Origin of the sequence: Enterococcus sp. S183_ASV_20 (assembly GCF_018919685.1) — a bacterium.
In the GTDB taxonomy this organism is placed as follows: Bacteria; Bacillota; Bacilli; order Lactobacillales; family Enterococcaceae; genus Enterococcus; species Enterococcus faecalis.
This window is the reverse complement of sequence record NZ_JAHLRI010000006.1, coordinates 1-14,427: the sequence shown is the minus strand read 5'-3', so window position 1 is coordinate 14,427 and position 14,427 is coordinate 1. Positions and strand designations below refer to the sequence as shown.

Genomic DNA, 14,427 nt, shown 5'->3' with positions numbered 1-14,427 from the left:
TCAGCATAATTTTTGATTAACCTTTGCTAGTATATCATGTCAAGCCTTGAGAATAAAGAGCTGCTGTTGGCTGTTTTTTAAAAGGAAAACCTGTGACATTAGTCAAAACGACTGATGTCACAGGTTATTTTTAACGTCTTGGTTCGTCATCTTCCATTTCTTTACGGAAAAAACGACGATTTTCTTCTGGTTCTTCATCGACAGTTTCTTCATCGTAGAAATGAACGCGTAAGACTAGCAAACGTGTGCCTTCCATTTCTTCAGCAGTTAACTTAATATTGCCCACTTCAAAAGAAGGTTTTTCCCCTTCATCAGGAATGGTTCCTAATGCTGTAATTAAGTAACCTGCCATTGTATCAACATCGCTCATGTGTAAATCTGTTTCAAATACTTCATTAAATTCGTCAATTAACATGCGTCCTTGAACCAAATATTCATTGTCAGCCACTTGTGTATATAAATTTTCTACTTCATCTGTTTCATCGTCAATTTCACCAACGATTTCTTCTAGTAAATCTTCCAGTGTTGCTAAACCGACAACACCGCCATATTCATCTAGTAAAATCGCCATTTGGTTTTGTGTTCGTTTTAACTCATAAAGTAAATCATCAATAAAAATGGTTTCTGGGACAAATAATGGTTCTTGGATAATCGCGCCTAATTCAATGTTTTCAAAGCCTAAATTACGTGCAGCTTTTAGTAACGTTTTGGTATGTAAAATACCAACAATTTTATCTTTGTCTTCACTATAAACAGGAATCCGAGAATAATTTTCTCCTAAAATTAAATTGATGTTTTCTTGGACATCATCTTGGATGTCAACCATGAATGCGTCTGTCCGAGGAACCATTACTTCTCGTGCCACTTTTGTATCTAATGAAAAGACACCTTGTAGCATTTCTAGTTCTTCGTTTTCCAAAACACCTTCTGTTTCAAGCATGTAGCGCATTTCATCTCGTGTCATCTTCGAATCGGCATCATCGAAAGTCATTGGTGTGATTTTGGATAATAAATCGGTCGAAGCCGATAGCAACCAAACGAAGGGACGCGCGATAACTCCTAAAAAGCGGACTGCACCAGAAGTCAATTGAGCGACTTCTTCTGATTTATTCATAGCAATTCGTTTAGGGTATAATTCACCAAATACAATAGAAACGTACGTTAACAATGCTAAGATAATGATACTGGCAAGACTCTTAGCTGCGGCGCCGCCACCTAATACAGGGGCCAAACGACTAGATAAAGTCTCTGCTAATGAAGCACCAGATAGGATATTAACCAAAGTAATCCCTACTTGGATTGTGGATAAAAAGTTATTGGGGTCTTGCAATACCTTAAGCAATTTTTGAGCTTTTGCGTCGCCGTCTTCCGCTTTTTGTTCCACACGATTCTTGTTAACAGATACGACTGCAATTTCCGCCGCTGCCAAAAAGGCATTGATAAACGTCAACACGACTAATAATAGAAGTTGCGCAATTAGCGACTGACTCTCAGGGTCAGCATTATTCATAATGTTCTCTCTCTCCTTAATTGTTGATAATTCCGAGGCTGTACTTTCGTACTCTTTTAACGTTCTTCCTCTTTTTATGGTTAGGCTTAGAAACAGACACAATCAGTATTATGACAGGTTATTTTCTATCCTAATCCATAAAATCATAGCACGAAAGATTAGCGGATTCAATCATTAACCGTTATTTTCTTTCGTATTTGTTTCATTCCCTAAAAGAACAGCATTGGTAACTTTTTCACTACGACCCGCTTTGACCATATCAATAACATAGTAGATAATGGTCCGGCAGATTGCGTAAAATGGGACACCGAGGAAAATACCTAGCAAACCTGCTAAATTTCCTGCTACCAATAAAATTAAAATAATCGTTAATGGATGGATTTTTAGAGATTTTCCGATAACGTTTGGATAAATAATATTTCCGTCCAATTGTTGAACCACTAGCACCACTAAACAACATAAGGCTGCTTTGACGGGTTCATTAAAGATGGTCACTAAGACAGCAGGCGCTAATCCTAGATAAGGTCCTAGATAGGGAATCAAATTCGTAAAGCCGGCAATGACACCAAATAAAAAGGCATAACGAACGCCAAGCAATGAATACCCAATAATCGTAAATGTACCGACAAATAAACATTCAATCGCTTGTCCACTAATATAACTGGATAAGGTTTGGTTCAATTGTCCTAAAAGATCCACGATATCATCTTTTCTTTTTTCAGGTAAAAAACGTTGAATCGCTGGTACTAGCTTGTCTCCATCTTTTAACATATAAAATAAAATAAATGGCGCAGTGACCAAAACAATGGTGGTTGACGCCACCGTTGATACGATTGAACCTAAGCTACTTGATAAACTACTTAAAAATTGTTGGATAATATTGGCATAAGAAATATCCATTTTTTCAATATAGCTTGTTAAATCAATTTGTTTAAAAATAGGTAACTCCGCAATCTCATAAATCCAGGTCTCCACTTGTTTAAAGAAATCTGGCATACTTGATGCTAAACTAGCTAGCTGATCTGCCAACTTAGGGATAATTGTTAATAAGATCAGAACTAATGCGATGATTAGTAATAAAAATACCAGTAAGACGGCATAAATTCGTTTCATTTTCGTCTTCATTAGTAGATTGACCACAGGATTTAGTAAATAATACAAAAAGCCTGCTACTAAGACTGGGGCAAACAACGTTGAAAAGAATGTCCCAATCGGTGCAAATAAGAAATTAATTTTCGAAGCAATAAATAATAGCATGGCTACGACAAGTAATTCAACTGACCAGAAAAATAATTTCGATTCTTTAAATCGATTAATCACAGCGGCTCCTCCTTTATTTTTGTTCAATTGTTGCTGTTTTATTTTATCACACCTTCCCCCCTCAGTCATTGAGAATACTTCATTGCTAGAACTTTTTCGTGGTATAATAAAATAGAAACAGATTCTGAACTTGGGGGTTTTTCTATGCATGTAGCTCAAACAAAAGATACCATGAGTGATCTTTATTTAGATGCTGTCCGGCTTCGTCAACGCGTATTCGTAGCGGAACAAGGGGTACCAGAAGAGATGGAAATCGATGAATATGAAGCACATTGTATTCACTTTGTTTTGTACACGGATCATGTAGCTGTCGCAACTTGTCGCTTGCTTCCACTAGAAAATGGCGTTATGAAATTACAACGAATGGCCGTTGAAAAAGCTTACCGTGGCGCCGACTATGGACGAATGATTATGGAAGCGGCGGAAAATTTTGCCAAAGAACAAGGCTACCACAAGATTACTCTAGGAGCACAAGTCACCGCTGTAGGCTTCTATGAACGTTTAGGTTATCAAAAAACAGGAGCACCTTTTATGGATGCTGGCATTGAACACTACGAAATGAATAAAGAACTATAACACCAATTAAATCGGAAAATTTAGAGCTTGGAGCATTAGCCATTTTGGCTAATGCTCCAAGCTCCTTTTGTGGGCTGTTTACATCGGCTATTTTTTTGATAGCTGTTGATAACGTTGATACCAGATATCTACATATTCGGGCGAGAAGGGGCCTTTTTCGTTATTAATCCAATCCACTAAAGTCTTGACATTTTCTTTTAAAATGAAGTCAATATCTTCTGGATAATCCATTAGTTTGCTATGAAATTCATATTCATCAACGTCTAGTAAACGTTTTTCACCATCTGGAAAAACCTTGATATCTAAATCATAATCAATATACTTCAACGCTTCGTCATCTAAAACATATGGCGAAGCCAGATTGCAGTAATACGAAACCCCCTTTTCTCTAATCATTGCTATTATATTGAACCAATATTTCTTGTGAAAATAAACAATGGCTGGTTCACGAGTCACCCAACGACGTCCGTCGGATTCCGTTACTAACGTGTGATCGTTCACACCAATTAAAGAATACTCGCTCGTTTTTAGTACCATCGTATCACGCCACGTTCGATGTAAATGTCCGTCATGTTTATAACTCTGAATGGTTACAAACTCGCCTTCTTTAGGAATTCCCATAATACCCCAACTTTCCCCAAATAAAGTAAAGCAATGTTACTTTTTGGGTGTTCATACATCGATATCGAAATAATTATATCATATCTTTTGAGTTTGCGTACATTGAGTTCACTTAAAGAAGACGATTTCTGAAAAAATTTAATTCAGATGACCAATTAGTTCAAATTCAGTAAATATTTTCAGCTTAATTACTGTATTTTTTCAAAGACTGATACTGCGCTCTCTCTTAAAACCTGATTTAATTCGTCAACATTTGTTTTACCAGTTGTTTCAAGCCACGCAACGGCTGCTTCTGAACCTTGTTGAACAAATGGAAGCACGCCGTCTGCCCAAGTTGCGCGACCACATAAGACTCCATTAAACGAGGAACCTGCTTTTTTTGCAAATTTCAATGTTTCCTGAAACATCGTAGCACTAACCCCTGCACTCAAGAAAATAAATGGAAGTTGTGTTGCTTCACTTTGCATGTTGAAAAAAGCCTGCGCTTCATCTTGGCTATAAAGACTTTCAGTGCCAAAACCTTCTACAAAATTCATATTCACAGGGACTTCTACTTTTAAAACATCAACATTATAGCGATCCTTTGAAAATTCTTTCATCGCTTCAATTACTTTGTGCGGTTTTACTTTAGCGTATTCTTTTGAAGCACTATCCGAATTGTTTGCATCATAAGAGACAATTTCTAAAAAGAATGGAATTTCTTCGGCTAAACACTCTGAACCAATCCGTTCTATATAAGCTTTCTTTCGTTCATTGATTGCTTCACTTTCGTCAACATCGTAATAAAGTAAAAATTTACACGCGTCTGCGCCCGCTTCTTTTAAACGCTTAACCGACCAAACATCAAGACTATCGGGTAACCGTCCTGGTGTCGAAGCATCGTAGCCCGTTTTTTCATACGCAAGTAACAAACCTGAAGTCTGTGCTCGATTTTCAGCAGCAGCTAGGCCATATTCTGGATCCAACAAAATTGCTGAAGTCTCTGGTGTTAAGCAACGAGATACTAATACTTTAAAGTCACTGATTTCTTGCGCAGTCACCTCTTTGTATTTTCCCATCATGCGTTTTAAGGCCCCACGTTGATCAATGGCTAGTGCTCCAATAATCCCTTGATCATCTACCAGATTTTCTAAATGTTTACGTTTTTGTTCACTAATTTTTTTCATTCTGTTCCCTCTCCTAATTGATTATTTAGTAACGTAGCAATTTCAGCTGGCGAACTTGCTTGTTTCAGTCCAGAAGTAACTTCTTCTCTTAATAGGAGGCGCGCAACGGAAGAGAGTAATTTCAAATGTGTCGTGCCAGCTTCGGCATCTGGAATAAACAGCGCAATCACAAACTCCGTTAATTGGTTGTCAAGGCTCTGCCACTCAACACCTTGGTCCAAGGTAACGATGATAATGGCCGCTTGTTGAATCGTTGCTGCTTTTGCATGAGGTATCGCAAATCCATTCATCATCCCCGTTGTTCCTTCTTGTTCTCGCTCGTTCAGTTTATCGAAAACTTCCTGTGCGTCCTGAGCAACTTCCAATTCTGTTGATTTTTTTGCTAAAAAGTGAAAAACATCCTCTTGCGTTTGTAACTGTTGATTTAAAAAAATATGATTTTCTTTAATAAAAGCCATTCCATCCACTCCTAATTCCTGTTATTTCATTTTTTTGATAACGATTGCTCTTGTTTGGCGATTCTACTTTTTTGTACAAAACCTAGCAATAAACCACCTACCAATGAACCAGCTAAAATTGCCAGAACCCATTGAACAGCGTGAGTAACAACTGGTAAAACAAGAAATCCTCCATGAGGTGCTGGCACTTGTACCCCAAACATATACGTTAAGACTGCCGCAATTGAAGATCCGAGCATCATAATTGGTAAAACCTTCAATGGGTCTTTTGCCGCAAACGGAATAGCGCCTTCTGTAATATGTGTGGAGCCTAAAATAAAGTTCACTAGGCCCGCATTGCGTTCATTTGTGTCAAAGTATTTTCCAAAGAATAATGTAGCAAAGCCTGTAATTAAAGGTGGCGCTATGCAGGCAGCAGAAACTCCTGCCATAAAAGAAGTATTTCCTTGAGCTAAGAGTGCCGTTCCAGTAACATAGGCCGCTTTATTAACTGGACCTCCCATATCAAAGGCACACATACAACCCACAATAATTCCTAAAACCAACGGACTGGAATTTTGGAAACTAGCTAAAAAGCTCATCATTCCTTCGTTAACAGCTTTCATCGGATCTGCTAGTAAAGACATAGTGATACCAATAACTGCAACGCCAATGACTGGATAAAGGAAAATTGCTTTTAAACCATCTAATGATTTAGGCAAACCTTTAAATACTCTTTGTAATAAAAGAATGAAATACCCAGCAAGGAAACCAGATAATATCCCTCCTAAAAAGCCAGTACCACCAGTGTTAGCAATCAAACCACCGACAAAGCCCACAACCAAACCAGGTCGTTTCGCAATCCCCTCTGCGATATACGCAGATAAGATTGGCACCATCATTCCCATTGAGGCATCACCAATACTTTTTAACATAGCAGCGGTAGCATTATACTGACTACTTTCTGGATCAAATGAATAAATACCCCAAATAGCAAAAGAAAGAGCAATTAAAATGCCGCCTGCTACTACAAACGGCAACATGTGAGAAACGCCATTCATTAAGTTTTTATAAATACTATGTCCAACATTTCCTGAAGAAATTTGTGTCTCCTGTTCAAGTTCGTCCACTGCTTGGTTTTCGGCCGCAATCGATCCTTTTCCTGCGAGCGCTTCTTCAATTAAGCGATCTGCTTCTTTAATGCCAACGCTGACAGGGACATCAATAATTCGTTTCCCAGCAAAACGTTCTGCTTGAACGTCTTTGTCGGCGGCAATAATGATTGCCTCCGCTCCTTGGATTTCTGCAGGTGTTAACTCGTTTTCTATACCAATCTGACCATGTGTTTCAACCTTAATCGTAATACCTTTACGTTTCGCAGCTTGTTCCAATGCCTCCTGTGCCATATACGTGTGCGCTATTCCCGTCGGACAACCTGTAGCAGCTATTAATTGATACGTAGCCATCTGTTTATTCCTCCTCTTGAATCTTTATTTGTTGCTCTAACTCCTGAACATCTGAAAAATCTGTCAATCCTTTGCGAAATGCTGTTGAACTACCTGCTGCAATACTTCTTTTTAAATTTTTTTCCAATGAAAGTCCTTGATGCCAGCCAGCTAAAAAGGTACCTAACATTGCATCCCCTGAACAAGCTGTATTCACAACCATTCCAGTTGGTGAATTGCCTGAAAGAACCTTTTCATTATTCATAAATAAAGCCCCTTCACTACCTAAAGAAAGTAAAATATTTTTGGCTCCCCGCTTCAGTAATTCTTGTCCGTAAAAAATGTAATCGTCCTTAGTCTGCACTTCTGTATGAAACCACTCTTGAAGTTCTTCTTCATTTGGTTTCAATAAAAATGGTTGATAAGGCAAACAATCTAAAATTTCTTCATAACTACTGTCTAAAATTAAGAACACCTGCTTTTCAAAACAAATTCGGCTAATTTCAATCAAAATACTTGGCGAAACCCCTTGTGGTAAACTTCCTGATACGCACAAATAATCCCCTTTACGTAACTCTGAAATTTTTTTCAAAAAACGTTGTACATGTTCTTCAGATAATTTTGGTCCCTTATTGACTAATTTGTATTCCTTTTGATCTTGGGTAACTTTTGTAAACACATTGATTCTCGTTGTGCCAGCGACTTCGATAAAATCAGTGGTTATCTCTTTTTCTTTTAAATAATCCTCGACATAGTTCCCAGTGAAACCAGCTTTGACTCCCAAAGCGGTATTATCAATCCCTAACATCTTTAAAATTAGGGAAACATTGACTCCTTTCCCGTTTGCTTGAATATCATCTTCCTTCGTGCGATTCACGACAAAAGGAACTAGCTCTTCTGTTTCGATAAATAAATCAATGGCTAAATTTAATGTACATGTATAAATAGTCACTGTAGTTCCTCCTTTCTCCTCTTTATTATGTCTCAAAATACCATGTAAAGGTTTTCATTCTTTCGCAAAAATATAGAAAACATTTACAATTTCATAATTTCTCTAGCTTTTTTATTTTTTTTCATTAAAAATAGGCTTATAAATGTTTTTTAGTGAAAGAAAGAAGGGCTGGCCATTATGGAACAAAAATTGAGTGAGTCGGAGCAATATCTCTGGCATTTTATCGAAACACATATTTTAGAAATCCCTGATTATTCCATTGTAAAATTAAGCGAACGAGCCAACGTATCAACTGCGACGATTGTAAGAACCATGAAAAAGAAAGGCTATGAAGGTTTCACATCCTTCAAGCATCACTTGAAAGATAAAGAAAACCAAAATATAAATTTTTCAGCATTAGAAAAAGTAGACCGAGGAATTCGGACGGCCATTTTAAAGAATGAAGAAGAAGTAACTCGCACGATTAACATGATTGAAATTGGTAATATCGAAGATGCGATCCAAAAAATCAAGGCTTCTCGACGGATTATTATCTTTGCTAGAGGTTTTTCAGAATTAATTGCTCAGGAAATGATGGTTAAGTTTCAATTGGCTGGCAAATACTGTGAACTGCATACGGACCCAGAAATTATTAAAAATATTAGTAAAAAGTTATCAAAAAAAGATGTGGCTCTTTTTGTTTCTTTAAACGGAGAAACTCAAGAATTAGTTGTCGCTGGTAAAAACTGTTACGACTCAGAAATTGGGACTATCCTTTTAACTGCAAGCAAACACTCTAGTTTAATGAAATATATTGAAATTCCGTTCGTGGGCTTCAAATCAGAAGGCTCCTTTTTCCCCGATTATGAAGTGCGTTCACGGTTACCACTATCCATTCTGGCAAGAATTTTATTGGATGCCTATGCTCTAAGAACGACAACTTAGGCTTTCTTAAATAATAAAAAACAAGCATTCCTTCACTTAAAATAAAGGAATGCTTGTTTTTATTTTGCAACAAAACGTGCTTCTACTCGATAAATTCGTTGACCACGACTAGAAAATTTTTCTTCGTATTCTGTCATAATGTTGCCTTCAAACTCGCTATTATGCAAATCTAGCCATACACGTTCAATAATCATGCCATATTTAGAAAAGCTACTTAATGAGTATTCGAAGAGCCCTTGATTATCCGTTTTAAAATGAATTTCTCCATTTGGTTTTAAAATAATTTCATCTGTCGCTAAAAAGTTTTTATACGTTAAACGACGTTTTTCATGTTTTTTCTTTGGCCAAGGATCTGAAAAATTTAAATAGATTAAATCTACTTCATTTTCAGCAAAATATTCTGTTAATGCTTCGCCGTCTACTCGCAATAACTGTAGATTAGGTAACGGCTCGGCCACTAGCTTATCTAATGCAATCGATAAAATACTTAATTGCATATCGATACCAATATAATTAATTTCAGGATGTGTTTTAGCCATTTCATAAATAAAACGACCTTTACCTGAACCAATTTCAATGTGGATGGGATGATTATTGCCAAAACGTTCTTGCCATTTCCCTTGCCATTTTTCAGGGCCTTCTACCACATATTGTGGATATTTTGCCATATATTCTGTTGCTCCGGGTCTATTTCTTACACGCATATTTAAAATTCCTTTCTTTTAAAAACAGACTGGTGAAATTCGCCAGCCTGTGTGGATGTTAAATGAATTAGTTTAACTACTAAACATTCGTTTTAATTGTAAAATTTCTGCAGTCATTGCTCTTCTTTCGCCCTCTTGGTGATGACGAACAATCTCTTGTAAAAAGCTAAATAAACCATACCAATAAATTCGTTGAACCGTACTTTCATTCGGGATTAAACCATAAGATAGTAACCATTGATTCCAACCGGAACGAGGGACATAATGACTCAAAATCATTCCTAAATCTACCGCTGGGTCCGCGACCATCACAGAATCCCAATCTACTAAATAGAGATAATTATTCGAGACTAACCAATTCCGATGATTCACATCGCCGTGAACAGCTACATAACTAGTTTCTGGATATTCTGGTAAATGATTATATAAATAAGTGATTACTTCTTTTAAATAACTGTTTCGTTTTAATTCTTTAGGTAGTTGACGCTTATACTCTTTCAACATTGTTAGCGGGGTACAAACTTCGCCACCAATTTTTTTCAACATGTCTTTCAGCAAATTGGAATGATGCAATTGGTATAACACGTCAATCACGTCATTGCGTTTGCCAATTTCGTCCGCATGTAATAAACGTCCTTCCAGCCATTCTTGGGCTGTTAGTACGTCGCCATTCGCTGTCCGCTTTGTCCAAATCATCTTCGGGGCTAACCCTTCTTTAGACAATGCTGCAAGAAGTGGAGAAGTGTTTCGTTTAATGAACACTTTCTCTGTTTCTTTTATTCCCATGTATGTTTGACCAGTTGCGCCCTTTATCGGCTGCAGACGCCAGTCTTTATCCAACTGAAATTCCATGGAAATTATCTCCTATCTCAACACAATTTTATTGCAATTTTTACAGCAATTACCATTTTAGTCGCCAAACCTTGCTTCGTCAAGCTTCTATGTGGTTCTTTTGTAAATTTTGCTGGGTTTTCTCATCTTTATAACTTATTCAAGCGCATTGGAACATACATTTTAGTGAAAATCACAACTTCTACAATTAAGGCACCCAGAATGATCAAGCTATTTTGCAAACTGCCTAAACGAAGGCAGACAATCCCACCAAAAATAATGGCCGCAACAGATAATGCGCCGCTAATTAACCGGCGAATCGCTGCTTGTTTTTTTTCTATTGAAATTGGATATAACTGTGTCATCACCATATAATCAAATTGCGTGTACATGGGAATCAACTGGAACCCGATTAAATAGACAAACAATAAAGCAACTACCAACGCAATCCAGAATTCTTGTAAAAAGAAGAGTAGCACGCCACCAACCAAAATCAAACGAAACAATAAGCCGCTATATTCGCTACCTCGTAAAAAGCTCCGAATGAATAAGTAAGCATACGTGTTCTCAGATGTTTTTTTGACTACTCCGAGGAGAGGATCTAAGTATTTACGGCGTTTCACTGTACTACTCACTTCAGGAATATCTGTAAACAGCTGAATGAATTTATAAATTCTATGCATTCTGTTTTGTTCTTTTTGGATCATTTTTTCCCAATCCAAGAAACTCTTTTTCATCTTATTTTGCCAAATACTCGATAAACAAACGGCCAGAATGATGCCACCAATCACACCAACCCAAGGCGTCCAGTAAATAGCTCCCGTCATAATCAAGAGACTACTGATCAACCAAACAAACCACCAACTACGGTAAGTGGTTGACGAAAGATGATAGAGCCCATAGCTTTGTAAACTAAGATGTGTATAAATCATACAAACTAGCATGACCAAAAATAAAAAGAAGGTTTGAAACGACCAACCTGTTGTGACTACAATCAACGGCATCAATAGGCCACTTCCTAGAAAGCTGACCACAATCGGTAAAAGTAAAGAGTAGCGCAGCGCTCGTTTCAGATAAGCAGCGAATTGTTTTTCTTTTGGTAATAAAAAAACCTTGTCGGGCTCTTCTGTCAGAGTAGCCAACTTACCAACTTGAATGAGTAGCAGCCAGCCCAATAGAATTAACGGTCTGCCCCAAACAAAATCACGAGGTAATTCTTTTAACAACTGGGAATAGTACAGACCTAATCCGCCTAATAAAAACATACAGACTAAAACAAAATGATCATTTAAAATATAGCGCAAGTACTTGGACATTTTTTTGAAATGCCGTGACAAACGTTGACTAAAAAATTCGCCCATGTTACCCCACCTTTTCTTCCTTCGTCAAGGCAAGATAAATATCATCTAAAGAAGACTCTGGTAAATTAAATTCTGCACGTAATTCAGCCATTGTACCGTTTGCCCGTAATTTCCCTTCGTGTAGCACCACAAAACGATCACAATATTTTTCAGCTGTTGCTAAAATATGCGTGGACATTAAAATCGCTGCCCCTTGCTTACGCATCGTATCCATTAATTCTAATAAAGCATGAATTGCTAAAGGATCTAAGCCTAGAAAAGGTTCATCAATAATATATAAACTCGGTTCAATTAAGAATGCACAAAGTACCATAACTTTTTGTTTCATGCCTTTTGAAAAATTAGCAGGAAACCATTCCAATTTATTGTCTAAACGGAACGTTTTTAGTAATGGTTCTGCTCGTTTGAACGCTTCTTCTAATGGAATATCATAAGCCAAGGCCGTTACTTCGATATGCTCTTTCAATGTTAATTCTTCATATAAAGAAGGTGTTTCCGGAATATACCCGATTTTTTTACGATATTCTTCAGGTGCTTGTTGCAATGTTTCCCCGTCAATCATAATTTTGCCTTTTTGCGGCGTAAGTAACCCAATAATATTTTTGATGGTGGTACTTTTCCCCGCACCATTCAAGCCAATTAAACCAACCATTTCACCAGACTTGACGTCAAAATTAATATCTTTTAAGACAGGAATATGGCCGTAACCTCCTGTTAAATGTTCAATTGTTAAGCTCATTTCTTTTGCCTCCAACCTTTTCTCTACCATTATTAAACCCTAAGCGAACCAAGAATTCAAAAATTACTCCCTTAATTAAATGGATTTTTTTCTTTCTCTTATTATACACGAAATGAAACGAACTTTTTAGCGAACTCACGTACTTTTTCATCCACAGAGAAATCAACTTGTGGTAAAGTAAAGGAAAGAACCTAGAGAAAAGAGGAATTTTTCATGAATGATTGTATTTTTTGTAAAATTATCAACGGCGAAATCCCAAGTTATAAAGTCTATGAAGACGAGAAAGTCTACGCGTTTTTAGACATTACACAAGTGACCAAAGGGCATACCTTAATGATTCCAAAACAACACGTTGCTGATATTTTTGAATATAATGACGTTTTAGCAAGCGACGTCTTTGCTCGTATTCCTAAAGTAGCACGAGCATTAGAAAAAGCTTTTCCAGAAATGGAAGGATTAAACATTTTAAATAACAATAAGGAAGTGGCTTATCAATCCGTTTTCCATTCCCACGTTCATTTGATTCCCCGTTATTCAAAAGAAGATGATTTCTCTATTCATTTTGGCAACCATCAAGAGGACTATTCCGCCGAAGCGATGCAAGAAATTGCTGAGACCATTGCAAAGCAGGTGAACTAAATGAAAAAATTTATTAAAGGTCTCTTTTTTGGTGCAGCTGCTGGTACCATTGGCGGCTTGTTGGCTGCTCCAAGAAGCGGGAAAGAAACACGCCAACATTTAATCAATGAGCTAGAGGACTATCGTTCACTGAAAAATCAAGTCACGAATGACTGGGATCAGGTGCAACGAAATTTGGCAGTTGTCGAAGAAAACGTTCCACTGGCAACTGAATTTTCAAAAGACCTGCAACAAGAAATCACTGATTTCAAATTCCAAGCGGAACCTCGGATTGCTCAAATTAAAGAACAAATTGCTAAAATCACGGCTGAATTACCTGACACACAAACCAACAAGCAAAAGTAAAGTCTTTTATGTTAATTATTTCTTTTGTTATTAAAAACGCGAATTGTAAAATTAAGTTAGAAAAATAAAAAGGCATTTATGGTACACTCAAATTGTATTTCCGACGAAAGAAAACAAAGGAGTGTAACCATAAATGACCTACAAACATCTTACCATAGACGAACTGACAATGATAGAATCATATTATCTTCAACATAATAAACCGGTTGAAATCGCTAACCGAATGGGACGTGCTATACAAACTATTTATAATGTAGTCAATAAGTTCAAGCAAGGCAAGACTGCTCTTGATTATTGGCACCAGTATAAAGAAAATAAGAAAAAATGTGGTAGAAAAGTCATTCAATTACCTGCTCATGAAGTAGATTACATTAAAGAGAAAGTCACTCTTGGTTGGACGCCTGACGTCATTATCGGGCGAAAAGAAAGGCCTGTTTCATGCGGTATGAGAACACTTTATCGTTTATTTTCTAAAGGGATATTTGATATTGACACACTACCGATGAAAGGTAAAAGAAAACCCAATGGCCATCAGGAAAAACGGGGAAAACAACAATATCAGCGCTCAATCCATGATCGACCTGATAATTATCCTGATTTCAATTCTGAGTTTGGTCACCTTGGAGGTGATACGATCGTTGGCATTCATCATAAAAGTGCCGTCATTACTTTAGTTGAAAGATTATCTAAAGTCATTATCACGATTAAACCCAACGGCCGTAAGGCATTAGATATTGAAACCGCCCTTAATCAATGGTTTTCTCGCTTCCCTAAAAACTTCTTTAAATCTATTACGTTTGACTGTGGAAAAGAATTTTCTAACTGGAAAGCCATTAGTAACCAACACGATATTGATA

Annotated in this window: 16 protein-coding genes; 5 read left to right on the top strand and 11 right to left on the bottom strand. The window is 37.1% G+C overall.

Annotation, left to right across the window (positions count from 1 at the left end; translation table 11 throughout):
- Nucleotides 1–130: 130 nt before the first annotated feature.
- A complete protein-coding gene (locus KQI94_RS03675; protein ID WP_002363168.1) occupies nucleotides 131–1,510 on the bottom strand; it encodes a hemolysin family protein in 1,380 nt (459 codons plus the stop codon).
- 174 nt (nucleotides 1,511–1,684) lie between these two features.
- Complete coding sequence (locus KQI94_RS03670) at nucleotides 1,685–2,899, bottom strand: AI-2E family transporter (RefSeq protein ID WP_002384914.1); 1,215 nt, start codon at nucleotides 2,897–2,899, stop codon at nucleotides 1,685–1,687.
- A 75-nt stretch (nucleotides 2,900–2,974) separates the two neighbouring features.
- On the opposite strand from KQI94_RS03670, the gene KQI94_RS03665 reads away from it, so the two are divergent.
- Nucleotides 2,975–3,406: a GNAT family N-acetyltransferase gene (locus KQI94_RS03665; RefSeq protein ID WP_002384912.1), complete on the top strand. Its 432-nt coding sequence runs from the start codon at nucleotides 2,975–2,977 to the stop codon at nucleotides 3,404–3,406.
- 87 nt (nucleotides 3,407–3,493) lie between these two features.
- Here KQI94_RS03665 and bph read toward each other — a convergent pair whose 3' ends face one another.
- From bph to pfkB, 5 genes are all read right to left on the bottom strand, one after another.
- Nucleotides 3,494–4,027, bottom strand: coding sequence for a biofilm phosphatase Bph (gene bph, locus KQI94_RS03660; RefSeq protein WP_002355538.1), 534 nt, complete (start codon nucleotides 4,025–4,027; stop codon nucleotides 3,494–3,496).
- A 188-nt stretch (nucleotides 4,028–4,215) separates the two neighbouring features.
- Entirely contained in the window at nucleotides 4,216–5,193 is a 978-nt protein-coding gene (gene lacD, locus KQI94_RS03655) for a tagatose-bisphosphate aldolase (RefSeq protein ID WP_002358681.1), read from the bottom strand.
- Nucleotides 5,190–5,651, bottom strand: coding sequence for a fructose PTS transporter subunit IIA (locus KQI94_RS03650; RefSeq protein WP_002358680.1), 462 nt, complete (start codon nucleotides 5,649–5,651; stop codon nucleotides 5,190–5,192). The genes lacD and KQI94_RS03650 overlap by 4 nt, the downstream gene beginning before the upstream one ends.
- Before the next feature lie 26 nt (nucleotides 5,652–5,677).
- A complete protein-coding gene (locus KQI94_RS03645; protein WP_002403514.1) occupies nucleotides 5,678–7,096 on the bottom strand; it encodes a fructose-specific PTS transporter subunit EIIC in 1,419 nt (472 codons plus the stop codon).
- A 4-nt stretch (nucleotides 7,097–7,100) separates the two neighbouring features.
- Nucleotides 7,101–8,027, bottom strand: a complete 927-nt coding sequence (pfkB, locus tag KQI94_RS03640) for a 1-phosphofructokinase (protein WP_002355534.1) — start codon at nucleotides 8,025–8,027, stop codon at nucleotides 7,101–7,103.
- Nucleotides 8,028–8,204: 177 nt separating this feature from the next.
- On the opposite strand from pfkB, the gene KQI94_RS03635 reads away from it, so the two are divergent.
- Nucleotides 8,205–8,951 (top strand): MurR/RpiR family transcriptional regulator, encoded by a 747-nt coding sequence (locus KQI94_RS03635; RefSeq protein ID WP_002363162.1) that lies wholly within the window; start codon nucleotides 8,205–8,207, stop codon nucleotides 8,949–8,951.
- A 59-nt stretch (nucleotides 8,952–9,010) separates the two neighbouring features.
- Here the strand turns inward: KQI94_RS03635 and trmB are convergent, their stop codons facing one another.
- From trmB to KQI94_RS03615, 4 genes are all read right to left on the bottom strand, one after another.
- Nucleotides 9,011–9,655, bottom strand: coding sequence for a tRNA (guanosine(46)-N7)-methyltransferase TrmB (gene trmB / locus KQI94_RS03630; protein WP_002403515.1), 645 nt, complete (start codon nucleotides 9,653–9,655; stop codon nucleotides 9,011–9,013).
- Between the two features lie 72 nt (nucleotides 9,656–9,727).
- Entirely contained in the window at nucleotides 9,728–10,507 is a 780-nt protein-coding gene (locus tag KQI94_RS03625) for a phosphotransferase family protein (protein WP_002355531.1), read from the bottom strand.
- A 128-nt stretch (nucleotides 10,508–10,635) separates the two neighbouring features.
- Nucleotides 10,636–11,847: an ABC transporter permease gene (locus KQI94_RS03620; protein ID WP_002370786.1), complete on the bottom strand. Its 1,212-nt coding sequence runs from the start codon at nucleotides 11,845–11,847 to the stop codon at nucleotides 10,636–10,638.
- A 1-nt stretch (nucleotide 11,848) separates the two neighbouring features.
- Nucleotides 11,849–12,586, bottom strand: a complete 738-nt coding sequence (locus tag KQI94_RS03615) for an ABC transporter ATP-binding protein (RefSeq protein WP_002363160.1) — start codon at nucleotides 12,584–12,586, stop codon at nucleotides 11,849–11,851.
- A 213-nt stretch (nucleotides 12,587–12,799) separates the two neighbouring features.
- On the opposite strand from KQI94_RS03615, the gene KQI94_RS03610 reads away from it, so the two are divergent.
- The 3 genes from KQI94_RS03610 to KQI94_RS03600 all read left to right on the top strand — a co-directional run.
- Nucleotides 12,800–13,225, top strand: coding sequence for an HIT family protein (locus KQI94_RS03610; RefSeq protein WP_002355527.1), 426 nt, complete (start codon nucleotides 12,800–12,802; stop codon nucleotides 13,223–13,225).
- Nucleotides 13,226–13,570, top strand: a complete 345-nt coding sequence (locus tag KQI94_RS03605; protein WP_002355526.1) for a YtxH domain-containing protein — start codon at nucleotides 13,226–13,228, stop codon at nucleotides 13,568–13,570. It abuts the gene before it with no gap.
- 133 nt (nucleotides 13,571–13,703) lie between these two features.
- Nucleotides 13,704–14,427, top strand: a 724-nt coding sequence (locus KQI94_RS03600) for an IS30-like element IS6770 family transposase (protein WP_216448154.1), incomplete at its 3' end; no start/stop codon positions are given.